We start from the raw sequence: 24,728 nt of genomic DNA, 5'->3' as shown, positions 1-24,728 counted from the left end.
GGGGGCCGTCATGCCCGAACAGTCATATTGCTTTATATGGGAATTCATCGTCAAAGAAGGCGAGAATAATCATTTTGAAGACATTTACGGTGCTGAAGGTGACTGGGTGCAGCTATTCACGATGGGGGCAGGCTATATCAGGTCAGATCTGGTTCAGGATCAATCAGACCCTCAGCGTTATTTGACGGTTGATTATTGGAATAGAGAAGAAGATTTTCATGAATTCAAGAAAGTCTTTGGACAGGAATACAGTGCGCTTGATCAGGAATGCGAAGGTTTGACGATCAAAGAAAGGAAGATTGGGGAATTTACCAATCTGAATACTGCCTTTCATTAGGCGTTCTTGTCATTGCAACGCTTGGCTTTTGACAGCTTTGCGTCCTTTAAAAAGTCTGGTTTAAGTTAAGGCCAGTCTTTATGTTTTCTCTACAAAGAAAAATGGCCGCCACACACTGTACATATGGGTACATATGGCGGCCATAGTGGAAAAGGCTGTTATCAGGCGGCTTTTACCTGATCAATAAAGCTTGATACATAGGAATTAAGCTTACCTGATTCACCCGACAGCTCAACCGATGCCTGTTTAACCTGATTGGCGGCGGCTTCACTTTCTTTGGCGGTGTTACTCACATTGTTGATATTGTGGGTAACAGACTCGGTTCCATTGGCGGCACGTTCTACATTGCGTGCAATTTCCTGGGTCGCGGCCATTTGCTGTTCAACCGCTGCGGCAATGGCCGAGGCAATTTCATCCATATTTCCAATGGTTCTTCCGATTGAACCAATGGCTTCTACAGCGTCGCTGGTTGCATTTTGAATGCCTGTAATCTGATTGCCAATCTCGTCTGTTGCCCTAGATGTCTGGCTGGCAAGATTTTTCACTTCGGATGCAACAACGGCAAAGCCTTTCCCGGCTTCCCCTGCACGCGCAGCTTCGATTGTGGCATTCAAAGCCAGCAGGTTGGTTTGTTCTGCTATATCGTTAATAAGGGAGAGAACTTCGCCAATTTTTTGGGCTGACTGGTCCAATCCCTGAATAACAGTATTGGTCTCATTTGCTTGCGTAACGGCGTCAGAGGCAACCTGGGTTGACTTGCTGACCTGTAAGCCAATTTCCTTGATAGATGCGGCCAGCTGTTCTGATGCCGAAGCAACCGTCTGGACATTTGCGGATGCTTCGTTGGCAGCATTGGCGACGGCTGCTGACTGTTGACTGACTTGGTCTGCGGAATTGTTCATAGAGCTTGCTGTATCTTCCATTTGATGAACGGCCCCATCGACAGATCCCAGTATTTCCTTGATCTGGGCTTCAAAATCTTCTGTCAGCTGATTGATACTGTTTGATCGTTTCAGTCGCTCTGCCTGATCGGCGGCTTGGGCAATTGCAAGCTCTTCGGCCTTGATCATATTCTCTTTGAAAATAAGAACGGCACGGCCCATTTCTCCCAACTCGTTTGCTCTGTCCGTTATGGGGACATCTGTTTCTTTATCCCCGCCAGCCAACCTGGTCATGCTGTCAGTTAAAAGGTGCAGCGGCGTTGTAATTCCCTTGCCGATGATCATGCCCACAGCAAAAACAATCAAGGTGATGACGACAATCATGCTCAGCGTCAGGTTTTGGCTGTCGGAAATTGCGGTTGTTCCCTCTTTCACGGCTTGATGAAAGTTATCCTGGGTGTAGTTAAAGACGGCGTCAAAATGGGGTGCCATTTCTGCAAAAATAGCGCTTAACACCTTGACGTCAGCTTGCGTTTGCAACCTTGTTTCAGCCAATGTCTTAAAGTCTGTGATGTACGAGGATATGAGCGCGCTTAATTCCTTTTGCGCCGCCGCAGGGATGTCAGATTTCGCCAGATCTGCGTTGAATTCTTCCTGGCGTGTATCCATACGGCCAATATATTTATCTTGCAGACGTAACAGGAAATCTTTTTCGTGACGTCGCATCATTAACATGGTGACAAGCAAACGGTCGTTTTTGAATTCCTGTAACTTGGTTTCAGCATTGTGTACCGAACTTCTTAGCTTGCCACGCAGTTCTTCTTCTTCGTCAAGTCCCATCTTTTGCCAGTCATGGACAACTGTTGCGAATTGGGCTTGATATTTTTGAATGCCTTCTTGGGTCTTGTCGATGGCTTCCAATATCTCAGGGGCACGAACCAGTCCTTTTAGCTCGGTTAATTCGTTACTTGCTTTGGTTATGACCTCTGCATGCTGTCCAATGTATTTTTCGTCCAGTCTGATCAGAAAATCTTTTTCCCGACGGCGGGCGTTGAGAAATTCATACTTAACACTGGCGACCAATTCCATTGCATTGGATGACCGCGTTTGTGTTTCCTGTGAAGAAAGAACAGTTTGTGAGCTTGTGAACAATATGCCCCCAATAATGATAAAGCCGATTAAAGCAATTATGCCTGTTAAATTGACTTGATATGCCAGCTTTACATTACGGAGAGACAGCTTTGACAAAGACATGAAAGGACCTCTTCTAAACGGATTAAAAGACAACTACGCATGCTTGTGAAAAAGTGGGGGAACAACTGTCTTCAACCCCAGCAATGAAAAGAATAATACTATTTTTTACTTAAAGAATCATTACTTAAATTTTGGCAATGGAGTTTGGTTTATTTTAAAGTCTGTAGTTGTGTGTTCTTTGTCTTGAATATACTGCAATCTCTATTTGATTTTGCCTTGTAAATTACGTGGAATTGTTGTGGCGTTTATTCTTTGCATCAATTAAGAATAATGAAAGTTTCGTTTTTTAGAATTATAGCCTGACATAAAATTTTCACGTAAATCTATTGAGCCGTCGTGTAAGTTTAATTGACAAGTCGTGTGACTATTCTTGGGTAAGAGAGGATTAGAGGAGAAACTGGTTATGATTAAGTCCGTAGTGGAGATTGTGGCGAAAGCAAAAGCCGAAGTGCCAACTATCAGTCCCGCCGGGTTAATGGAAGTATTGGGGCAAAGCAACGTTGTTGTTATTGACGTCAGAGATGCGCAGGAATTGAAAGCAACAGGTATTGTGCCCGGGGCGATTAATATTTCCCGTGGTATGCTGGAATTCAAGGCTGACCCAACGACCCCGATGCATGAGAAGGAATTGACACGCGATAAGATGGTCGTTCTCTATTGCGCATCAGGCGGGCGCTCTGCCCTTAGCGGCAAAGTCCTGATGGATATGGGGTATGATAATGTGCGCAATCTGGGCGCGATCAAGGATTGGGTAGATGCCGGGGGCGAGACGGAAACGGTTGAATAAGGTGTAAAGCTGCTTCCTTGGGCACTTTAAATGTTCTGCTATCAAAAACAGGCCAAAGAATAGAAATAGGGTATGGCCTGTTTTTGTCTTGGGTGAGGGATTATGCTGGCGAAAAGACCTTTAATCCGACAATGCCAGACACAATCAAAAGCAGACAGATAATACGCATGATGTCGTGACTTTCACCAAAAAGAAGCATGCCTAAAACGGCAACACCGACGGTACCAATACCTGTCCAAACGGCATAGGCTGTTCCAACGGGAATAGTTTTCATGGCAGTGGATAAAAGCCAGAAACTTAATGCCATGGCGGCAATGGTTAGAAGTGAGGGAACAAGCTTGGTCCAGCCGTCGGCATATTTAAGACCTATGGCCCAACCACATTCAAAAATACCCGCCAAAATTAAATAAACCCAAGGCATTTCTGTTGTACTCCCCTGTATAGCAAAATGTGTATAGCAAAATGTGTATAGCAAGCTGTGTATGACGAACTGATCCGTCATCGCATGGGGGAATAGTTGCTTCAAGCAGATATTGTTTTGTATAGCAACTTTAATTCGATCGGGGTTTATTTCAGTGTCAAAAGTTTAAAGCCTGCAAAGCCAAATATTAATGCGGCTGTGCCTTCTATCCAGCGTCTGAACGAACGATAGAGATCAATCATTCTTTGGGTCGAAAAGGCCAGGGCATAGCCCCCAAAAACCAAAATACCCAGGAACAGGCATCCGCCAACAATGATATAGGTAATACCGGTGGGGGCAGCGGGGGTGATCCCGATTGTTATGATTGATAGCCAGGCAAAGATTGACTTGGGGTTTGTCAGATGAATGCCCAACCCAATAAGAAAGTACTGTGTTCTGGTTCTGTTTTTACTGCTCCTTTTAGCTTTGGGTTCCTGTGACCCAAGGGCGGATTTTAATGATTTATACCCCAACCATAACAGATAGAGCCCGCCTATGATACGAAAGGCGGTCATTAGCCAGCCGAAAGATGACATTAGGGTCGAAAGACCAGTTGCAGCCAAAAGGCCCCATGTCATTGACCCCATAATGACGCCCATTGCCATCATGAGCCCCGGGGTACGTCCTTCGCGCATGGAGGTTGACATAATTGCCAGATTGGCAGGCCCGGGGCTGAGCGTTGCGACGAGATAGGCGGCAAAGGAAACAGCAATTGTTGAAAGATAAGGACCTAGGTCCTGTATAAATAACATTGGATAAACTCTTGTTTAAGGGGGGGGCTTTGCATTGTTAAATGCCGTGAACGCTATTCCGGGTTAGGCATATTGGACAGTTTGGGTAAGGGGCGTGTCGTTGAAATTTTCCTTTGCCCAAAACGTTTCGCCCCGGCAACACAAAGAACGACAGCCAGTGTTACAATCATCATTGTTGAATTCACGATTTCGTTCAGAAGAAGTGCCGCCAGTATCAGGCTGAAAAAAGGTTGAAGCAGTTGCAGCTGCCCCACAGAGGCGATACCGCCTTCGGCCAGACCGCGGTACCAGAAGATAAAACCAATCAGCATGCTAAAGAGAGAAACATAGGCCAAACCAACCCAGGCAGATATTGTGACATCATTAAAGCTGGCGGGCATGGTGTAGAAGGTAACCGGGATCATCACTGGAAGCGAGAGAACAAGTGCCCAAGAGATCACTTGCCAACCGCCAAGACGTCGTGAGAGTTTGGCCCCTTCGGCGTACGCAAGCCCGCAAAGCACAATTGCCGTGAACATTAGAAAATCCCAAAGGCTGAACGATCCTGCGCTTTCTATCAGGGCGTACCCGGCGACCAATGCCGATCCCAACAAGGAAAAAAACCAGAAAACAGCCTGTGGTTTCTCATTCCCGCGTAGAACGCCAAATATAGCTGTGGCAAGTGGGAGCAGGCCGATAAATACGGTCGAATGTGCCGCTGTAACATGTTCCAAGGCATAGGCGGTGAGGAGCGGAAAGCCAATAACAACCCCAAGGGCAACAATTAAAAGTGAATGCAGGTCCCTTACCTGAGGTCGTTTTTCCCCGAACAGTAAAAGAAGGGAGAGGCCGAGTAACCCGGCAATACTTCCCCGGGCCAATGTCAGAAAGATAGGGTCAAAAGAACCAACAGCAGCACGTGTAGCAGGCAGGGAAGCACTGAAAATAGTCATGCCGATAAAGCCGTATATCCAGCCTTTGTTTATGGTCTTCATGTTTCTGACTTTCTGTCTATTTTGAAACCCCGTGTGGGGTCTGAAAAAATAATAAGGGCCACGGGCGGTCAAACCATCTAGTTGTTACCCGAACCTCAGTGTCTTTGTAGGTTGCGAAAGGAAACTGTTCCAGATACAGTTGGGTACAGTTTTGCTAAACTGTACTGGTTACAGAATAGGTACAGATATGGTTTTGACAGAAGAGATGACACTGGTCGAGAGGGCCATGGAGGCGATCAGGCAACGGATTGCGGGCAGGACCCTTGTGCCGGGGGCCAAGTTGCCCTCTATCCGTCGCTTTGCCGAGGATATGCAGGTTTCAAAGTCAACTGTTGTTGAGGCCTATGACCGTCTTTCTGCCGAGGGAATTATTATTTCACGTCCGGGATCGGGTTTTTATGTGGCGGGACAGTTGGCGCCTTTGTCATTGGCAGAGATTGGTCCAAAACTGGATCGCGAAGTTGATCCCCTTTGGGTGTCGCGTCAGTCGCTAGAGGCCGGGGGCGATTTTCTAAAACCCGGCTGTGGCTGGATGCCAGCATCGTGGATGCCGGAAACATCTATCCGCAAAGCATTGCGATCTCTGTCACGGGCGAATGATACCATTTTGACCGAATACGGTTCGCCCTTGGGGTTGTCAGAACTGCGCCAGTTTCTGGCCAGACGCGCCGCGGGCTATGGTATCGACGCCAGCCCTGACCAGATTATCCTTACCGGATCTGGTACACAGGCCATTGATCAACTCTGTCGTTTTTTGCTGGAACCGGGGCATTGTGTGGTTGTTGATGATCCCTGTTATTTTAATTTTCACGCGCTTTTAAGGGCGCATCGGGCAAAGGTTGTTTCCGTTCCCTTTACCCCCAACGGACCCGATATTAGGGCTTTTGAACAGGCATTGATTGAACACAAGCCAAAGCTTTATATCACCAATTCTGGTCTGCATAACCCAACTGGCGCAACGCTGTCACCGGTTGTGGCGCATCGGGTTTTAAAGCTTGCCGAACAACACAACCTGACAATTATCGAAGATGATATCTTTGCCGATCTGGAACATGAACATGCCCCGCGCTATGCCGCATTTGACGGCTTAGAGCGGGTCGTTCATATCGGTAGTTTCTCTAAAACCCTGTCTGCTTCGGTGCGTTGTGGATATATTATCGCCCGACCAGACTGGATTGATGGTCTGGCGGATTTACGTATTGCAACGTCTTTCGGGGCCGGACACTTTTCCGCCGAACTTGTTTTGTCGGTATTGAAGGACGGTAGCTATCGCAAACATTTGGACGCCCTGAAAACAAAGTTGGCGGATACCATGGGGACGACGGCCGCTCGTCTAAACAAGCTTGGGATCAAGCCGTGGATCGAACCGCGTGGGGGGATGTTTCTTTGGTGCGAACTGCCACAGGGTGTGAATGCGTCTGATTTGGCGCAACGTGCCTTGGCCCGTGATGTTATTCTGGCCCCCGGCAGTGTTTTCAGTATCACACAGTCCGCTGATAACTATATCCGATTTAATGCTGCCCAATCTCAGAACCCCAGAATATTTGGGGTCCTTGAAGATCTATTGCGATAATACCGCTCCTTGGTCCGTGATCTAGATTGTCTTTTCCATTGTGATATCGGTGGTTTTGTAACCAAGCGAGGCATAGAGGGCGTGTGCTGTTTTGTTAAAAGCAAAGACATGCAGACCGATTTTGTTGACGCCGAGTTTTTTAACCTCTTCTTCCAGTGACAGCATGGTTGCTTTGCCAAGCCCCTTACCACGTTCTGCCGGGTTAATTTCTATGTCATAGATAAAGGCTGACTTTTTCCCGTAGTGTTCCTTGACGGCAAACCAGAGTGCACCGACGGGTTGTTCTGTGGCATTCAGGATGGTGAAAATATAGTTATCCGGCGTGTTAAGCCCTTGCGGCAGGCCGTTTTCATATGATTTTTTTGCAAGTTTCAGGGCATTCTCTAGGCTGTAACCTGATTGTGCCTTGTCTTCCGCATAGGCCTTTATGCCATGATCACGCCAGGCCGGATACTCGGTCTCTGACATCGGGACAAGAATGGCTGTGCGGCCAGTTTGAATGCTCACGTCTTATATTCCTTATAAATGAAGACTGCTCTTAAGGGTTTTTATTTTAATGTATTGTGTAGTTATAGGTTGTGGTTTTAGTGTGAATGAAAAGTCCTGATATGAAAAGGAGCCGCAACAAAAATTGCGGCTCCTGAACTGCTTTGATTGACGTTTTATTGAAGTCCGAGGCCTATGATTTTCCCTAATACTCACCAATCTGGGAGAGGCTAATCTTTCTTTTGGCCTTTTTTTCGTTTCAGCGTAGAAGCGCCGGTTTTGTCGCTAGCTGCTTTGCCACCTCTGCCCTTGAAAGGTTTTGCGCCTGATTTTGACTTTTGGGCATTCTCGCGAAAAGGCTTTTTACCAAATGTTTTTTTGCCAAATGGTTTTTTGTCTGCCTTACCGCGTTTGTTTCCTGCATTTTCGGAACGTCCGGTTTCAGAGCTGTCGTCAAACCACGGCTTTTTGCCTTTGCCATCCTGTGGTTCCTGGAACTTGCCATCAGCCCCAAATTTAGCTTTGAACTTGCCCTTTGTTTTGGAACTGTAATCTTTTTTTGCGTGATCCCGGCCCTTGGCGTCTTTCTCTTCGGCTGCGCGGCGGCTGTATTCCTTGCTGCGATCACTACGGTTGAAGTTATCGCGGAAAGGCTTTTGCTTGTGCTTTTTACTCTCTCCCTTTCTGCCTTCGCTCCGATTCATGGTTCGTGGTTTGCGGTGGTATCCGGGACCATCTTCATCAAGTGTATCTTCGGGGAGATCCGGAATGCCTTCCAGACGTTTGACCGTGATGGTTTTCTCTATCCGGTTGCTGCCACCAAGGGTCTCAAAGAACTTTTCAGCACCCTTTGGGGTTAGCTCGACATGGGTTTCAGCCATGTGGATACGAATGGCACCGATGTCTTTTTTTGTAATACAACCCGCGCGACACACCATTGGCAATAGCCATTTGGGGTCGGCAGTGTGCTTGCGCCCAACTGTCATGGAAATCCAGACACCGTCTTCGAAATCCACACGTTCTTTACGGGTGCCAGGGGCGTTATTGCGTCTGCCGCCATTGCCGTATTCATACCCATCATCCCCGTCACGATCTCGGCGATTTCTATCGCGGTCTCTTTCCCGTGCTGGCCTTTCAGGACGGTCCAGCAGTTCTTCGGGGGCGGGGCGGCCAGCACTTTGGGTCCGTATCAACGCGGCCGCAATCTGTTCCGCGCCGTGCTGTTCAATAAGCTCTTTGACGAAAGCCTGCTCTTCTTCTTTCACAGGTTCGGTCAAGGTCGGGTTGGCAAGGAACCGCTCGCGATCACGTTGCAGGATTTCTTCGACAGATGGGGGTTTGGCCCATGTTGCTTCAACCCTGGCACTTTCCAAAAGGCGTTCGGTGCGCTTGCGCCAGTTATAAGGAACAATAAGGGCGGAAACACCTTTGCGGCCTGCGCGACCTGTTCTGCCTGATCTGTGTAACAGTGGTTCACGGCTTTTGGGGATATCGGCATGAACAACAAGCTCCAGATCTGGCAAGTCAATACCACGGGCGGCGACATCGGTGGCAATACAGATTTGTGCCCGGCCATCACGCAGGGCCTGAATGGCATGGCTGCGCAGGTTTTGGCTTAACTCACCGGATAGTGCCACAACTGAAAAACCGCGATTGGAAAAGCGGCTGGTCATGTGGTTGACCGTGGCACGGGTCGCACAGAAAACAATGGCATTTTTGGGTTCGTAGTAGCGAACCAGATTGATGATCGCGTTTTCCTTGTCGTTGGGGGCAACGGTCAGGGCGCGGTATTCAATATCGCTGTGCTGCTTTTCCTCGGCCTTGGTTGTAATGCGCACCGCGTCACGCTGATAACGTTTGGCAAGCATGGCAATGCTGCGGGGGACGGTGGCCGAGAACATCAGGGTGCGGCGTTCTTTCGGTGTGGTGTCCAGCATGTATTCCAGATCATCCCGGAACCCGAGATCGAGCATTTCATCAGCCTCGTCCAGAACGACGGCCCGAAGGGCGCTGATGTTAAGCGAGCCGCGTTCGATATGGTCGCGAAGACGTCCGGGCGTGCCAACAACGATATGTGCGCCCCGTTCCAGCGCCCGACGTTCGCTGCGCATATCCATACCACCAACGCAGGTGGCCGTTCTGGCACCTGTATCGCCATAGAGCCACTCTAGCTCGCGCATGACCTGTAGAGCCAGTTCACGGGTTGGGGTGATGATCAGGGCAAAGGGCGCATCGGCGCGTTTGAAATGGTCTTGCCCCTCTAGCAGTGTGGGGGCGAGGGCAATACCAAAGGCAACGGTTTTACCAGAACCGGTCTGAGCGGAAACCAACGCATCTGCATCGGCCAGTTCCGGATCAAGAACAGCTTTTTGAACGGGGGTCAGTTTGGCATAGCCTTTTTTTGCCAAGGCTTTTGCCAAGGGTGCGGCCACGCCCGCAAAGGGATCAACTTGTTCTGGGGGATCAGCTTGTTCTGGTTCGGCGCTGGTTTCTACGGATGTATCAACGGAGGCACCTTCTACAATGTCTTCTGTAGCGTCTTTTGGGTCTTCTGTAAGGTCTTTTGGGGTGTCGTTGACGGGGGTATCCGAATTGGACATCTTTAATCTTTCTGATTATTTAGCCGTAATATCCCATATGGATATTCTGGGCAATGTTCTGGCTGCGCGGCAAGGGCCATCAATTCCGATAGCGAACGAACAGGCGCGGCAGGTATAACGTGAATGGGGACCTCAATCTTTTTGTCTTTCGGATCAGAGGGGGCCACCGTACATACTTTATCGTAAAATACTTGAAAGCTGGCGCTCTTGTACGTTGTGTTGCCAAAAAAGTAAAGCAGACAGAAACGAAACAATTCTTCTGTCCTGTGAAATAACCCTTATTTCCGCTTTCAGGATGTATTTGATGGTAAAAGGGACTATATTAATAACAAGAATTCTCAAGATACCAAAATTTTATCCAAATAAAAAAATCAAAACAGGGGTCTAACCAGTGGAAGCAACGTGTCATTGCCAGTCCGTTCGTCTGACAATCAATTACAAACCAGAATTTCTTTTGAGCTGTAACTGTTCAATCTGTCACCGTTATGGTGCGCTTTGGACCTATTCAACACCGGACCAGATAAAGGTCGAATGTTCTGGCGGCGAAACCAAAGCCTATAAATTTGGCAAGGAAACAAAAGCTTTCCATCACTGTGAAAACTGTGGCTGTGTCACCCATTGGGTTGCAACAGACAAATACCCTGAACCCCGTATCGCAGTAAATGCCCGCCTGTTCGAACGCCACGATATCGAAGGCATCAAAATCCGCAAGTTCGACGGCGCCGATACCTGGAGCTTTATTGACGAGTAACTTAATCGAAGGTTGAATTTAAGAAGGGCTATTAGGTTCTGATTAACTGCAGCAGATACAAGTTTTTATATCAGGTTTCTCTGTATAGATCTTAAAGGCATTTTCATCTCCTGCAGCATAGAGATCAAAACTTAAGTTTTGATCTGATGTCAAAATTAAATGTTGCCATGAAGGAGTGCCGTCGTCGTAAATTTCATCTTTTTTGTAACCTAAAGCTACTGATTTTAGTTTCATGCCTAAAATAGGAGAGAGACTTTCAATTCCATCGTTTACCCAGCGAACTTTTGACGTGCCAAGGCGTGATGGACGATAGTTTCCTGATGCAATAGCTAAATCTCCACACCTCATCCATGAAATTGAAAGTGTATGTGACCCAAAAACGAGCCTTAGGGGCAAATCCATCCAATCTTCCCATTCATGGCTCTCTGCAAACATACATTGAGGTAATCCATAGCCTGTAATTTCGTGACTAATCAAATTTTGAAAATGACTTTGGATTAGCTTTATTTTATCTGTTTTTGCAGTGAAATAATGCATTGTTGTATTCACTTCGGTAATGGATACCCTAGTGGAAACCATATGCCTCTTAATGTGACATCGTCCATGTTAGGAAGAATATGGCTTCCGTCTAAGGTGGATATATCAACATCTTGGGTTATGGTTTCAAATTCCGGCATTTCAGGGCTTTTAAATACGGATGTCTGTAATATGTTAATGGCGTCTTCTTGATTATAAGCAGTAATGCCACAGCCTATGCGTATTCCTTGAGGAAGTTCCTTAAATGATGAACGGGGAAATGTGAACCAGTATCGGCGTAATCTGATCATATGATTGAAGCATCGAGCGATTTATGTCCCACAGAAAGTAGCATGAACAACTTCTTCTGGCTTGGGAGGTTCTTCGTAGCGGGCGTTGTCGGGTTGTTCGGTGAAAGGATCTGACAGGACGCTGTGGAGTTGTTCAAAGGGGCCGTAGTCACCCGAAACGGCGGCTTGGATCATCGCTTCGACCTGATGGTTTCGGGGGATGTAGATCGGGTTTGATTTGCGCATGATCTCAAGGCGTTCTTTAGGGGATGCTTTTTCCTGATCCTGTCGCGTTTGCCATTGCGAGAGCCAGTTATTGAAGGCCTCAGGATCTTTGAACAGGTTTTGCATTTTTTGTTTATGGTCTTGTGCCTGTTCTTGTTTTGGGGTGTCTTGGTCTTGCCCCATATCAGATCGGGCGAAGCCCGTGAGATGGCGGAAGAAGAGGGTGAAATCAACCTCGTTGTCTGACAAGAGTTTCAGGGTGTCGCCAATGAAATCAGGATCCCCGTGTTGCAATGTCGTAAGGCCAAGCTTTTTGCCAAAACCTTCGAAGTAATAACCACTGAAAATATCCTGAAATTCATCAATAGTTTCCTGACCGATGCCAACGGCGACTTGCGCTTCTTCGTGTAAAGTCGGCAGCAGGGACTGGGCAAACTGGGAAAGGTTCCAGTGTGCGATACCGGGTTGTTTTGCCCATGCATAACGGCCTGCATGATCAATAGAGCTAAAAACAGTGCCGGGGTGGTAGGTATCCATAAAGGCGCAGGGGCCAAAGTCAATGGTCTCGCCGGCCACTGACATGTTATCGGTGTTCATAACACCGTGGATAAAGCCAACCTGCATCCACTTGGCTATTAATCTGGCCTGTCGGTCCATGACCATCTCGATCAACGCGCGATAGGGGTTTTGAGCCTGTTTGGCATCGGGGTAATGACGATCTATGACATAGTTCGCCAGTGTGCGCAGCGCGTCTTGGTCACCGCGGGAATAGTGATATTGAAAGGTGCCGACCCTGATATGGCTTTGGGCGACGCGGGTGATAATGGCCCCGGGCAGGGGGCCTTCTTCGCGGAGAACCTTGTTGCCCGTCTCTACAGCAGCCAAAGCACGTGTTGTTGGGATATTCAATGCTGCCATTGCTTCACTGATGATATATTCGCGCAGAACAGGACCCAACCATGCCCGCCCGTCACCACCACGGGAATAGGGGGTGCGCCCCGATCCCTTGAGGTGAATATCCCGGCGAACACCATCTGTCCCAAGGGTTTCACCCAATAAAATCGCGCGCCCGTCCCCAAGACGTGGTGACCACCCGCCAAACTGATGACCGGCATAAACCATAGCCAGTGGTGAGGAACCGTCGGGGACACTATTCCCTGCGAGCATCTGAACACCGTCATCGGATTTCAGTTCAGCAGGATCAATACCCATAAGCGTGGCAAGATCTTCATTCACCTTAATAAGTTTGGGCGCGGCCACTGGAACAGGATCTTGACGGGTATAGAACTGTTCGGGCAGCCGGGAAAAGCTGTTGTCAAAGGGAATGGTTACAGTAGAGGTCATTGGCACCAATTTTCGAGAGCGGATCGTGTTTTAAAAATAGGGATAGTCGGGCTTATGAACAATGGGAAAGATGTTTTGTCTTTTTGATTTGCAGCGGTGGGGTGCGAGCTTGTCATAAAAGTATGCTGAACGAAAAGGGTGCTTTGGAAAAATCAGCTATCAAAATGAGGGAACGCTCTTTTTAGTTTCTGGACACACTCATGTGGTGAATTTTCATCTGTCTTGATCGTTAAGTCGTAAATGATATCTGTATGTGCCGTTGTTATTTGTGAAGCTGCTAACCCGGGTTTTCTATCTCCACGCACTTGTTCTCTTCTATTTAGCTCGGCGAGAGAACATTCTATTTTAACTGTAATGCTTTCTATATCACCGAGCGTCTTGATTATATCGTCTTGTGATTGCCGTCCTGGAAATATTGTATCGACAACAACATTGTGTCCCGTCAAAGCGAGGCATTTTATTGATTGGGCCATCGCCAACTTCAAGTTTGGGAAATTGATCGAACTGGCGGGAATACGCCGGGGCGTCATATTCCAGAACATATCACTGGAACAATGCAGATAAACCGATTTGAATCTTGCTTGGATTTCTTTGGCTAATGTTGTTTTTCCTGCACTGGATGTCCCATTTAAAATGATAACTTTACCTGTCTGAGTGTTTTTTGAATTCATTGAAAAATGTACTGTGTTGCAAAGAAAAGGTAAGAGCGATTTAATTTAGCCGAAGGTATTTTGTTTATATTTTTGTCGTTCGTAAAGGCGTTGCAATTGGTAATGAGACCTCAACCTGAAAGCCTTTTTCATTCCTGAATTTCATGTTGCCATTATGAAGATGGATAACCGCAGAAACGAGAGCAAGCCCCAAGCCGTTGCCCGGTAAATTTCGGCTTGATTCCACACGGTAAAATCGTTCCAGAACTTTTTTGTGTTCTGCTTCGGGAATGCCATTGCCCTGGTCGTGGATGGACAATGTCACATGGGTGTCCGAATTATCTATACGGATGGTTATGACACTGTTCTCTGGGCCATATTTAATGGCGTTGTCCAATAGATTTGAAACACATTGGGCGATGAGATCACAATCGCCTGATATTAATGGCTTATCCCCGGATGAACGAGAGTTGTCAGTATGCTGGCTCATCAAAGCGTCGTTAAGGATAATCTGTTGCCCCTTATCTTCGGCAAGGGGTTCGTAAATTTCGATGGTGTCCTTGACCAGATGGGGCAGTCGTATTGGTTTGAAATTCGTTTCCAGTTCACCTGTTTCCAGGCGGGATATACTGAGCAGGGCGGTAAAGGTCATCAAGAGTTGATCAACCTCTGCTATGGTTGATTCAACCAGTTGACGATTTTTATCCCCTTTTGTCAGAACCAACAGGCTTTCCAGCCGGCCATGAACGCGGGTCAGGGGGGTCCGCAGGTCATGGGCTATGTTGTCCGTCACATGTCGAATACCGTCCATCAGGGTTTCGATACGATCAAGCATTGCATTTAATGTGTGGGCCATTACATCGATTTCATCGCTTGTGTGTGATACAGGAATGCGATGCGAAAAATGGCCCTGCATGATGTCGGTGCAAGTATTTGAAATCAGATCGAGACGGTTTTTAAGGTTATGGTGCAAAAAGAACCCTGCGGCACAGCCCCCGGTGATGCTAAAGAGAACAGCCCCCAGAAAAATCAAAAAGACATAGTCTTCCAGCTCTTCTTCCTTAATGGTATCAAGCCCCAATAAAAGATAATATTTATCATCAAGATTTAAGGCCAGAAATCTGTATTCATTGGGGTTTTCATCCGTGTCTTCAAGCTCTGTCCAGCCTGCTATTCTGGGGACGCCAGCTGGCCAATGATTTATATTTCCGGATAGTTTTTGAAAATCTGCATCTGCAAGCAGGTAAATTCTTGTTTCTGCATCTGATTGTGCGGAACGTTTTTCAATTAACTTGGTCAGTAGATCAATACCCCCAAGTTCATAGACGCCCCGCATGTCACTTATTTTCGTCTGGAGTTTGCTGTCTATTTCTTTTTCCATGAAATATTCGGATGTCTCTGAAACAACTGCTTCGAAGACGAGGGTACTGATAATAAAGATCGCGCCAAAGCTCAGGGCGAATTTCAAGGAAAGAGAAAGGTGTGGGGCCTTGGTTTTCAAAACATCAATCCGGTCGGCTTGGTTTGGGGTCAGTCTTCGCGCAGGCAGTATCCTGCGCCACGAATTGTGTGTAACAACTCGTTTGGATAGTCCCTGTCTATTTTGTTGCGTAATCTCGACATGTGAACGTCGATTACATTGGTCTGCGGGGCAAAGTTATAATCCCAGACCTGTTCCAGAAGTATGGTGCGGGTGACCACTTGCCCGGCGTGACGCATCATGAATTCCAGCAATTTGTATTCTTTTGGTTTCAGGTCAATTTCAGTCCCGGCGCGGGTCGCCTTTCTGGACAATAGGTCGATTTTTAGGTCGCCGACTGTCAGTTGGGATTCTGTGTTTGAAGGTATTGTCCGTTTAAGTAGGACCTGTACGCGCGCCAAAAGCTCTGCAACGGAAAAGGGTTTGACCATATAGTCATCAGCACCGGATTTCAGACCGTCAATTCGGTGTCGAACATCACCCAGAGCGGACAGAATAAGTACCGGCGTTGTGATATCAGTTGCCCGCAAGGTTTTCAAAACGGACAAGCCGTCTTTCGTGGGGAGCATACGGTCAAGAATGATGATGTCATAGTTTTCGTTCGCGGCCATAAAAAGACCATCGCGTCCATCGTGTGCGCTATCTGTTATGAACCCCGCTTCTTTCAGGGCTTGAGCTACAAAGCTGGCAACCTCGTGGTCGTCTTCGATTATTAATGCCCGCATCTAAATTATTTGATCCTGATACTCGCTGTGTTGGTGCCTATGTGGGCTTGATTTTAAGGTCTGGATTGGGGTGTTTCGCCTTGTCTGGTGCTGATACTAACACGTTAAAGGGGGAAATAAATAACATGAACAAAAATTTAGAATTCAGACACGCTGATGATAACTAGCAAGCCTTAGTTTTGTTCTGCCCGAAAATACAAACTACCTCAGGAAATAGTTTTCCCGTTGGTTTTGTCCCCGTTGGTTTTGTCAATGAAAGCAGAGCTTTAAGTATGTTAAGAAAACAGAATTTAAAAACCTTTCTATCTTTGTCTATTATCCCGATGGCTCTTTTGGGGTGGGTTAAATTTGAGGAAATCAGGTACTCGGCACTTGTGGCCTATACAGATATTACCAAAGGGTATTTTTTATCAGGATTTGTCTTGCAGAAGCCATCGTGGTTTGTGGCAGACAGGAATGCAATGTTTACGGAAAATTCGGACACGCTTCATATTAAAGCAGGGAACTGGGATATTTCCGAACCACTTGTACTTGACGGTGAACTGACGGTTGAACCAGGGACTGTTCTCAATTTTTCGCAGGATAGTTATTTGATCGTAAATGGTCCGCTTAAAGCTGTGGGAACAGCTCAGATGCCGATTGTTTTTCAGGGCAAAGACAATCAGTCCTGGAAAGGAATTTATGTTCACGAAGCAACAAGCCTGTCCAAACTGAGAAATGTTGTTGTTACAGATACTGATGCTCTCAAAAATGATCGTTTGGAACTGACAGGGGGCGTAACCTTTTACCGGTCCAATGCTTCGATCAAAGAGTCTTTGTTTAAGAACTCTCAAGCAGAGGATGGCTTGAACATCATTTTATCAGAATTTGAAATGGTGAACACGCGGTTTGATAATATGCGGTCTGATGCCGTCGATAGCGATTATTCTAATGGCGTTATAAAAGACGGCGTTTTTACGGATATTGGGGGGGATGGGATAGATTTTTCAGAAACAAGGGGGTGGGTTGAAAATCCTAATATTTCTGACGTGCATGACAAGGGAATTTCAGTCGGCGAAAATTCTGTGGTAAGTGTCATGGGCGGCGTAATTAAATCTGTTGGCGTTGGCGTGGCTTCGAAAGATGGAAGCGTTGTTGATATTATGGAAACTGAGATCAAGGACGCAGCGCTTTTTGGTTTAATGACCTATGTAAAAAAATCGTCTTATAACCTGCCTGAACTTAACGCTTATAACCTTTTCTGGGGTGGCGCAAGAACCAAAGCCAGCAACAATAACTGGATACGACAAAACGGGACCACCTTGACCATAAATGGACAGGGTGTACCGGAAGAATCACTGGATGTTAAAGCCCTTTACCGCGGTCCCGTTATGGCCAAGTAAAGGTTGGACCGTTATATTTTTATCGAGAAGGAATAGAGGTTAAAGCTCTATTCCTTCTTCTTTGAAGCGTTTCGCAAGCCTTAACATGATCTTTGGCATGATTTTTTGAAGCTTGTTTTGACTGTTTGCGGTACTTTCCTGAATAATCAGGGGCATTTTTGATATGGCTTTTTGACCGACGGGTGTTTTGTAAAAGATAACGATTTCCTTCAATTCGTCTGTCGTAAAGTGTTTGCTGTAAATTCTCTGAATATCTTCTCTGAAACTCGGGCTATTAATATCCTCCTCTACCATTTCAATTGTAACTTCTTCGATTATTTTTAATGTACGAGGTGGTATATTAGGATTGGCCTGTTTGAGACCAGCGTAAATGTTTTGAACAACAGCTTTTCCCATTAACTTGGCTGTATTTTCTGCCTGTGTAATTTCAAGTAACTCATTGATGATGGCTGTTTTTTCTGTTGATGACGTTTCGGCCTGTACAGGAAGAACGATCAAAGAAAAAATAAATGAAAAAGCAGGAAAGAGTTTTTTCATAATTACCCCTGATGATAAAAACTGTTTATTTTATAAATTGGTTTTCTGGATGCAATTTATACGAAGCTCTTCCTGTTTATCATGCAAGTATTAAGTGAAGAAGACAAAACTTGAAAAGAGAATTTATAAATGGCCCGGTCTTCGCATCATAATCCCGATCTGGCATCTGATCTGGATCAGACTTTCAATCAGGCTCAAAGTGCAGGGTTAAAGCTTGCTATTGCAGGGCGTACGATTGCGCTCTTGATTTTGGGTATTTGGCTGATTTTGTCTCGTTTGGCGCTTCCCGGTGTCTCTTTAAAGTTTGGTATACTGGTTTTACTGCTTATTTCTCTGGGGTTGGTTCATCACCGTATTATCGGAACGCGGTGGGACAAGTTTTGGGTTAAGTATTTTTTTGTGGCCATTGATGTCGCTATTCTTTCGGTCTTGATTGCAACGCAACCCCTATACGAAACGGCTGATTTGCCCCAGGTGATGGTTTTCCGCAGCCCGTTGCTTACCTATTATTTTATTATTCTTGCCGTTGTGGCCTTTAGCTTTTCGCCCAGACTTGTTTTATGGGCCGGGGGCATTGGTGCGGCCGGGTGGCTTGGTGCTTATGCATGGGTGGTGCATACGGATGGAAATGTTCTTGATTGGGGAGACGTTCCCAGCAGCCCAACAGCTGATGACGCCATAAGGGTTATTCTGAACCCTATGTTTGGTGGCACGGGCAGTCGTATTCAGGAAGCAATTATTCTTGTGGTTGTTGCTGTCTTGATCGCGATAGTGATGAAACGGGCACAAAATACCATGCGGGATAAACTGGCAGCTGAACGCGATCGCCAATCCATCACGGGGATATTCGGACGATTTGTACCGGAACCTATTGTCGAAGCAATGATTAACGATCAAGGACTTCTGGCCCCATTGGAAAGAGAGGCAACCATTCTCTTTGCCGATGTTGTTGGCTTTACCAGCCTGACAGAACGTTTGGGGCCGGCTAAAACAGTTGGTGTACTGAATAGCTATTTTGACGAGATGACGAATGTCATCATGGAAAACGGTGGCATTGTCGCGACCTTTCATGGCGATGCTATACTTGCGATTTTCAACGTACCGCTCGAGGATACAAAGCATGCAGAACATGCCTTGCAGGCAGCAAAGGCAATGTTAAGGCGTGTGGAAGAGGGACACTTTTCCGGGGAAAAGCTTTCCATCCGTATCGGCATTAATACCGGATCTGTTGTTGCTGGAAATGTCGGAGGGGGCGGTCGTCAAAGCTATACCGTTTATGGTGACGCGGTGAATTTGGCTGCCCGTTTGGAAGCCTTGGCAAAAGAAAAAAATCAGTCTCTATTGGTGTCCGGGCATACATTTGCAAAGCTAGAAACATCGTCGTTGTCTTTGCATGGCGAAGCAACTATTCGGGGGCAAAGCCAGCCAGTAAAACTTTATGGTGTTCACGACTAATAATCGTTTTGCGAAATTGTCTAATTTGCTCAAGTTGATGTTTCATTAACATTCTTGATTGAAAATGATTTTCTATTTTTATCAAAGTCATGAGCAGTTTTTTTCATATCATGTTAGAGTTGTTCTGTGACGAAAGGCTTTATCAAATACTGTGGTGTAATCGTGCCTGAAGATTTGATGAGTCTGGTGATACGATGTGTGTGGTCGTTTATGTGTCATTAGGCCAGAAGTCGATTTTAAGAGTTTGCTCAGGGGATCGATAAATGACGATACGTAATAAGCTAATGCTTCTGATTTCAATACTGTTGAGTGTTACGGTTCTGATCGCGGGAACAATTAGTTACTTTCAGACCACCGATCTCGTTTCCAAACGGCTTTATAATAATGAATTACCAGCAACAGTTCTATCGATCCGCAACAACATCGAAAAAAAGCTGAATGTTTATTTAACGACCTCGTTTGCTGTCGCAGATAATACCTTTGTTCTTGACTGGTTTGCCCAGGGAGAGCCTGTTGAAGGGCTTGAAGGTTGGCAAAAGTACGCATCGAAAATACAGCAGCGAACAAAGGCATTTAATGTGTCTTTGGTGTCGAATGTTTCTCGAAAATATTATGATCAGAACGGTTATAACGAAAGCGCGAGCGGGGCGATTAAATTTTGGTTTGATGCGTTTATAGATAGTAATCAACCCTATGAAATGGTTCTGGATAAAAATGAAACAACAGGCAATGAATGGAAAATGTTCACAAATGTCCGGGTCGATGTGAACGGAAAACTGGCGTCGGTAGGGCTTGGTGTCGGGGCAGAAGAACTGGCAAAAGATATCGCCAATATTAAAGTGGGAAAATCTGGGTTCGTATATCTGACAACAGCCGATGGTACAATCAAACTACATCGAAATGCTGAACTTATTGGTAATGAAAACATAACAAAGTCGGTTGGCATTTCAAACGTAGCAGACACTCTTTTGAACGTGTCTTCTGATGCTGATGAAAATGCGGTTAATTTCGCCAGCTATACCGGAAGCAATGGTGACATGATCGTTGGTGCATCATGGATACCTTCTATTCAATCCTTTGTTATTGTTGAGGTACCTGCGGTCGAAGTCTTTGGCGACATCACCCAATCAATGAAAGAAATTGGCCTTATTGTATTGGTTATTCTTGCCGGTGCCATGTTTGTTGTTTTCCTGATTGCGCGTCAAATTTCATCGCCAATCAATAAAATAACGGACGTTGTTGGACAGTTGACCCAAGGTAATACTGATGTTGAAGTCCCTGCCCAGGAAGGTAGGGATGAAATCGGGGCAATTGCACGTGCGGTTGAAGTTTTCAGGCTTGGTATCATTCAAAATACCAAACTGGAGAATGAGCAAAAAGGAGCGGCACAAAGAAACGAAGAAGAAAAACGCAAGCTGATGTCTAAAATGGCAGAAGATTTTGAGAACAGTGTCGGGTCTGTTGTTGATTTTGTTTCCAATGCTGCTGCGGACCTTAAGCAAACGGCTCAATCAATGTCTGCGATCTCGGAGCAAACAAGAGCCCAGGCATCTACTGTTGCAAAGGCTTCGAGTGAAGCATCTTCTAATGTTCAGACTGTTGCCGCGGCGACGGAAGAATTAACATCGTCCAGTAACGAGATTAGCCAACAGGTTTCCCAATCCGCAACCGTTGCCCGTGAAGCCGTTGATCAGGCAACACATTCCAAGAACAATATTAGTGAGCTGATTGATGCCGCTGAAAAAATTGGTGCTGTGATTAGCTTAATTACAGATATTGCCGAACAGACAAATTTATTGGCTTTGAATGCGACGATCGAAGCTGCAAGAGCGGGCGATGCAGGCAAAGGCTTCGCCGTTGTTGCCAGTGAGGTTAAAAATCTGGCCAATCAAACAGGAAAAGCAACCGAAGAAATCCGTGGACAGGTAGAGGGAATTCAGTCTTCTACCCGACTTGCTGCTGATTCCATCGATAATATAAGTGAAACTATTCAACAAATTGATCAAATTGCTGCGTCTGTAGCAGCAGCTGTCGAAGAGCAAACCGCCGCAACACAGGAAATAGCGCGAAATGTTGATCAGGCGGCGGCGGGAACGCAGGAAGTTTCGGCCAATATTGGTGGTGTTACCGAAGCTTCTGGTGAAGTTGGTAAAGTTTCCAATCAGGTTTTATCTGCCGCGGATGAACTTGGATCAAATTCTGATCGATTAAAACAAGAGGTTGAAAACTTCCTGGCCCAAATCAGAACAGCATCATGACAGGGCGTAAATTAATTAGTTCTTGGGTGACTTGAGGCATATGACATCGTTTAATAAATCAGCCTCTGCGTAGTTTAATGAAAATATAAATTCGTTGAAATGGGTTAGAGATAATATATCTTGACATAATACCAAAAGGTACTATTTTAAGTGATACCAAAAGGTGTTATGTCGAGGTTTAATGATGCGCATACAAGAAACATTCAGGGCACTTGCTGATCCAACGCGGCGAGAGATTTTGATGCATCTCAGCCGACGGGAAATGACCATCGGCGAAGTGACCGACAAATTTGAAATAACGCGAGCGGCAGTAAAGAAACATTTGAATATTCTGGAAGAGGGGCAACTCATTTCAGTTCATGTTCAGGGGCGCGAGCGTATTAATCGGCTTGAAGCACAGGGACTATCAGCTGTTTCAGACTGGATCGGGTATTTTGATCAATTCTGGGATCAGCGTCTGGATGCTTTGAAAAACGCAGTGGAAGATGCCGAGAATGCGAAACGAAAATCTATCAAGGGAAAGGTGTAGGTTATGGCGACATCAATAATCACGAAGACCGTATTCTTTAATGCGACAAGGGAAACGGTTTGGTCTTTTTTGACAGAGCGGGAAAAAATCGGCCTGTGGTTTCACCCACCGAAAGAAGATCTGGCCGAGGGTAAAGACTATGAATTGATTTTAACCCGGGACAATGGTGAAAAGGCGAAGGTTTGTTGGGGACGTGTTTTGGAAATGCACCGCCCTGAGAAGATGATTTGGACCTTTACTGTGAACCCGTTAAACGGGTCATTGACAACCGTGACCTGGGTTCTGGAAGAGGTTCTCTGCGGAACCAGATTAACGTTGAAACACGAAGGTGTCGAGGCTGCGGCAGGTGAAGCAGCGATGGACCTTATTCTGTCTTTTGATGCAGGGTGGGACGAACACTTTGCGGCTATGAGGAAGGCTCTGTCCAAAGGGAACTAAGTCATTCACCTTACTCGTGCATGGGTAAGATGTGTGACAGGTTGATTGTCCTCTCTGTTATCAGAAGGTTGCTGTTCAGGCAGAGAGTACCATTTTTCTCTGACGGCAAAAATCAGCTAATCCCTTTCCTAGGCTGCATTTGCAGATCTTTCATGGATAAGTCGTTTGAGGGTTTTAAGAAGATCATCCATGTTTAATGGCTTAGCGCAGGTCGCATTCATGCCGCAGGCGACATACTCTTTCAGATTACTGGTTTCTATATCAGCAGTCAGGGCAACAATAGGAATCGTTGATTTTGTACTGTCGGAAAGGGCTCGTATTTGTTTGGTTGCCTCTACGCCATCCATTTCAGGCATGTGAATATCCATCAGAATAATATCATAATCGTTCTTGCTTGCTTTTTCGACGGCCTGAAAGCCGTTATCCGCTGTGTCAACAGACTGGCCACTTTTTTCAAGTAGTGCCTTGGCCATGATCTGATTTACCTTGATATCTTCAACAAGCAAAAGATTAAGGTTTGTCAGATCGTGTTCTGGAACCTCTGCTTGGGGGCGATAGAGTGCTTTGGTTTTGTCTAAGGTAACTTCGAACCAGAAGGTGCTGCCTTTATCTTCTTCACTATCAACGCCGATTTCGCCATCCATTGCCAAAACAAGCTGTTTGTTTATCGCCAGCCCAAGGCCTGTCCCACCATAATTTCGGGTGGTTGACACGTCCGCCTGGGAAAAGGCGCTGAAAAGGGAAGACTGTTTTGATTTGGGGATACCGATACCCTGATCAGATACTTCAAATCGTAATCTCTGGGTAAATTCATCTTCGGATTTAAGTGCAACACTGAGCGTGATGGTACCATCCGTGGTAAATTTTACTGCATTTGAGAGGAAGTTCATCAGGATTTGGCGCAGTCTGACACTGTCCCCAAGTACCCAACGATGAACGTTATCGGGGAAGGTGACATCCAGACTATTGTTTTTTTCCCTTGCGGCGAGAACCATCATACTACTGGTTTCTTCGACAAGTTCGGCCAGGCTCATGGCACTTTTTTCCAATACTAGTTCACCGGCCTCGATTTTAGAGAAATCCAGAATATCCCCGATCAAATCCATCAGGTGGTTGCCTGAACTGGAAATGGTTTTAATGTAGTTCTGGGTTTCCTTGGGAAGGGCCTGAATGTCTTTGTTGCCGAGCGCAAGATCGGCGTAGCCAAGAATAGAGTTCAAGGGGGACCTTAATTCGTGGCTCATATGCGCCAAGAACATGGATTTGGCTTTGTTCGCAACTTGAACTTCTTCGATCTTGTTTTTGATGGCTTTGGACATGCCCTCCATATCGCGTGCGAGATCTCCTAGCTCATCATTTGATGTGACATCAATGCGATCAATGGGTTCTTGTTGTGAAATGTGCGATGCTGCCTTTTGCAAGTGGTTGATTGGCTGGATCAACAGACGCCGGGTTACCAAGGTAAGTAAGCCACCCATCAACAAGATAGAGATAAGAGACACACCGATTGTAACAAGCTGAATGATTGAAACCTGTTGAGTGACTTCTTCTTCAGGGCGGGAAACAAAAACGACCCAATTCCAGTTGGTTTTGTTAAAAACAGCAGAGGCATAAAGCGTGTTGATATCGTTTTGTGCCTGAAAGGTCCCAAAGTTTTGCCCTTTTAGAGATTGGGCAAGTTCACTCCATTGGCTGAGAACTTTGGGGTCTTTGCTATCGCTACAGTAGATTGGGGTACCATCCTGGGCTATTACGAAGTAACGGCGTTTGGTGACAGTAGCTAAGTTGTCTAATTCATTGAATACTTCTTCTTGGTATGATTCAACAAAGGCGGGAATATCGGTAAGACCAGCTTGTTCCAAAAGGTCATAACGCGATGAAATAATATGGTGTACGGCCTCGTTCAGAAGCAGTTTCATATTCTCTTCTTCGCTTTCATAGAGCGCATTTCGAGAGTGGGTAAAGGACCAAAACCCGAGGGAACCAACACAAATCAAAATGATTGGTAACATGGTCAAAAAATATTTTTGATATAATCGCATGT

Annotated in this window: 23 protein-coding genes; 10 read left to right on the top strand and 13 right to left on the bottom strand. The window is 46.1% G+C overall.

The genetic code is table 11. The features are described 5' to 3' along the window. Positions 1–10 precede the first annotated feature (10 nt). The gene (locus WH95_RS00785) at positions 11–337 is read left to right on the top strand and encodes an antibiotic biosynthesis monooxygenase family protein (protein ID WP_046501690.1); all 327 of its coding nucleotides are present in this window, start codon (positions 11–13) and stop codon (positions 335–337) included. Between the two features lie 161 nt (positions 338–498). Here the strand turns inward: WH95_RS00785 and WH95_RS21575 are convergent, their stop codons facing one another. Next, a complete protein-coding gene (locus WH95_RS21575; protein ID WP_046501688.1) occupies positions 499–2,472 on the bottom strand; it encodes a methyl-accepting chemotaxis protein in 1,974 nt (657 codons plus the stop codon). Positions 2,473–2,875: 403 nt separating this feature from the next. Here WH95_RS21575 and WH95_RS00775 point away from each other — a divergent pair, with 403 nt between their 5' ends. Beyond that, on the top strand, positions 2,876–3,259 hold the full coding sequence (locus WH95_RS00775; protein WP_046501686.1) for a rhodanese-like domain-containing protein: 384 nt from the start codon (positions 2,876–2,878) through the stop codon (positions 3,257–3,259). Positions 3,260–3,359: 100 nt separating this feature from the next. Here WH95_RS00775 and sugE read toward each other — a convergent pair whose 3' ends face one another. The 3 genes from sugE to WH95_RS00760 all read right to left on the bottom strand — a co-directional run bounded on the left by sugE (position 3,360) and on the right by WH95_RS00760 (position 5,445). Further along, the gene (sugE, locus tag WH95_RS00770; RefSeq protein WP_046501683.1) at positions 3,360–3,680 is read right to left on the bottom strand and encodes a quaternary ammonium compound efflux SMR transporter SugE; all 321 of its coding nucleotides are present in this window, start codon (positions 3,678–3,680) and stop codon (positions 3,360–3,362) included. A gap of 146 nt (positions 3,681–3,826) precedes the next feature. Further along, a complete protein-coding gene (locus WH95_RS00765; RefSeq protein WP_046501680.1) occupies positions 3,827–4,471 on the bottom strand; it encodes a LysE family translocator in 645 nt (214 codons plus the stop codon). A gap of 53 nt (positions 4,472–4,524) precedes the next feature. Continuing rightward, positions 4,525–5,445 (bottom strand): DMT family transporter, encoded by a 921-nt coding sequence (locus WH95_RS00760; protein ID WP_046501678.1) that lies wholly within the window; start codon positions 5,443–5,445, stop codon positions 4,525–4,527. A 187-nt stretch (positions 5,446–5,632) separates the two neighbouring features. On the opposite strand from WH95_RS00760, the gene WH95_RS00755 reads away from it, so the two are divergent. Then, positions 5,633–7,018, top strand: coding sequence for an aminotransferase-like domain-containing protein (locus WH95_RS00755; RefSeq protein ID WP_046501676.1), 1,386 nt, complete (start codon positions 5,633–5,635; stop codon positions 7,016–7,018). 21 nt (positions 7,019–7,039) lie between these two features. On the opposite strand, the gene WH95_RS00750 is transcribed toward WH95_RS00755, so the two are convergent. Together WH95_RS00750 and WH95_RS00745 are read right to left on the bottom strand one after the other, a co-directional pair. Further along, positions 7,040–7,525 (bottom strand): GNAT family N-acetyltransferase, encoded by a 486-nt coding sequence (locus WH95_RS00750; protein WP_052741669.1) that lies wholly within the window; start codon positions 7,523–7,525, stop codon positions 7,040–7,042. A gap of 209 nt (positions 7,526–7,734) precedes the next feature. Next, positions 7,735–10,104 (bottom strand): DEAD/DEAH box helicase, encoded by a 2,370-nt coding sequence (locus tag WH95_RS00745; protein ID WP_082113919.1) that lies wholly within the window; start codon positions 10,102–10,104, stop codon positions 7,735–7,737. Between WH95_RS00745 and WH95_RS21770 the strand changes: the two genes are divergently transcribed. Together WH95_RS21770 and WH95_RS00735 are read left to right on the top strand one after the other, a co-directional pair. Further along, positions 10,097–10,222, top strand: coding sequence for a hypothetical protein (locus tag WH95_RS21770; RefSeq protein WP_281174795.1), 126 nt, complete (start codon positions 10,097–10,099; stop codon positions 10,220–10,222). The two genes, WH95_RS00745 and WH95_RS21770, sit on opposite strands and share 8 nt — an antisense overlap. Before the next feature lie 273 nt (positions 10,223–10,495). After that, positions 10,496–10,855, top strand: coding sequence for a GFA family protein (locus tag WH95_RS00735; protein ID WP_046501672.1), 360 nt, complete (start codon positions 10,496–10,498; stop codon positions 10,853–10,855). Between the two features lie 42 nt (positions 10,856–10,897). On the opposite strand, the gene WH95_RS00730 is transcribed toward WH95_RS00735, so the two are convergent. The 5 genes from WH95_RS00730 to WH95_RS00710 all read right to left on the bottom strand — a co-directional run bounded on the left by WH95_RS00730 (position 10,898) and on the right by WH95_RS00710 (position 16,085). Next, positions 10,898–11,404, bottom strand: a complete 507-nt coding sequence (locus tag WH95_RS00730) for a hypothetical protein (RefSeq protein WP_157845842.1) — start codon at positions 11,402–11,404, stop codon at positions 10,898–10,900. Between the two features lie 299 nt (positions 11,405–11,703). After that, positions 11,704–13,230: a protein adenylyltransferase SelO gene (locus WH95_RS00725; RefSeq protein ID WP_046501667.1), complete on the bottom strand. Its 1,527-nt coding sequence runs from the start codon at positions 13,228–13,230 to the stop codon at positions 11,704–11,706. A 152-nt stretch (positions 13,231–13,382) separates the two neighbouring features. Continuing rightward, positions 13,383–13,901 carry a chloramphenicol phosphotransferase CPT family protein gene (locus WH95_RS20260; RefSeq protein ID WP_052741668.1) on the bottom strand — a complete coding sequence of 173 codons (519 nt, stop codon included), beginning with the start codon at positions 13,899–13,901 and terminating at the stop codon, positions 13,383–13,385. A gap of 64 nt (positions 13,902–13,965) precedes the next feature. Continuing rightward, on the bottom strand, positions 13,966–15,381 hold the full coding sequence (locus WH95_RS00715; RefSeq protein ID WP_052741667.1) for a sensor histidine kinase: 1,416 nt from the start codon (positions 15,379–15,381) through the stop codon (positions 13,966–13,968). Between the two features lie 29 nt (positions 15,382–15,410). Beyond that, on the bottom strand, positions 15,411–16,085 hold the full coding sequence (locus WH95_RS00710) for a winged helix-turn-helix domain-containing protein (RefSeq protein ID WP_046501666.1): 675 nt from the start codon (positions 16,083–16,085) through the stop codon (positions 15,411–15,413). A 272-nt stretch (positions 16,086–16,357) separates the two neighbouring features. On the opposite strand from WH95_RS00710, the gene WH95_RS00705 reads away from it, so the two are divergent. Further along, positions 16,358–17,467, top strand: a complete 1,110-nt coding sequence (locus tag WH95_RS00705) for a right-handed parallel beta-helix repeat-containing protein (RefSeq protein ID WP_046501662.1) — start codon at positions 16,358–16,360, stop codon at positions 17,465–17,467. 39 nt (positions 17,468–17,506) lie between these two features. Here the strand turns inward: WH95_RS00705 and WH95_RS00700 are convergent, their stop codons facing one another. After that, on the bottom strand, positions 17,507–18,004 hold the full coding sequence (locus WH95_RS00700) for a DUF2059 domain-containing protein (protein WP_052741666.1): 498 nt from the start codon (positions 18,002–18,004) through the stop codon (positions 17,507–17,509). A gap of 129 nt (positions 18,005–18,133) precedes the next feature. On the opposite strand from WH95_RS00700, the gene WH95_RS00695 reads away from it, so the two are divergent. The 4 genes from WH95_RS00695 to WH95_RS00680 all read left to right on the top strand — a co-directional run bounded on the left by WH95_RS00695 (position 18,134) and on the right by WH95_RS00680 (position 22,684). Beyond that, a complete protein-coding gene (locus WH95_RS00695) occupies positions 18,134–19,459 on the top strand; it encodes an adenylate/guanylate cyclase domain-containing protein (RefSeq protein WP_046501660.1) in 1,326 nt (441 codons plus the stop codon). A gap of 263 nt (positions 19,460–19,722) precedes the next feature. After that, the gene (locus tag WH95_RS21570; protein WP_218044417.1) at positions 19,723–21,717 is read left to right on the top strand and encodes a methyl-accepting chemotaxis protein; all 1,995 of its coding nucleotides are present in this window, start codon (positions 19,723–19,725) and stop codon (positions 21,715–21,717) included. Positions 21,718–21,898: 181 nt separating this feature from the next. After that, on the top strand, positions 21,899–22,246 hold the full coding sequence (locus tag WH95_RS00685; protein WP_046501658.1) for an ArsR/SmtB family transcription factor: 348 nt from the start codon (positions 21,899–21,901) through the stop codon (positions 22,244–22,246). A gap of 3 nt (positions 22,247–22,249) precedes the next feature. Then, positions 22,250–22,684 carry an SRPBCC family protein gene (locus WH95_RS00680; protein ID WP_046501655.1) on the top strand — a complete coding sequence of 145 codons (435 nt, stop codon included), beginning with the start codon at positions 22,250–22,252 and terminating at the stop codon, positions 22,682–22,684. A 128-nt stretch (positions 22,685–22,812) separates the two neighbouring features. Here the strand turns inward: WH95_RS00680 and WH95_RS20255 are convergent, their stop codons facing one another. Beyond that, positions 22,813–24,726 (bottom strand): ATP-binding protein, encoded by a 1,914-nt coding sequence (locus tag WH95_RS20255; protein ID WP_082113918.1) that lies wholly within the window; start codon positions 24,724–24,726, stop codon positions 22,813–22,815. Positions 24,727–24,728: the final 2 nt, after the last annotated feature.

The sequence above is a fragment of the Kiloniella litopenaei genome, assembly GCF_000982415.1.
GTDB lineage: Bacteria > Pseudomonadota > Alphaproteobacteria > Kiloniellales > Kiloniellaceae > Kiloniella > Kiloniella litopenaei.
This window is presented reverse-complemented; position numbering and strand designations above follow the sequence as displayed.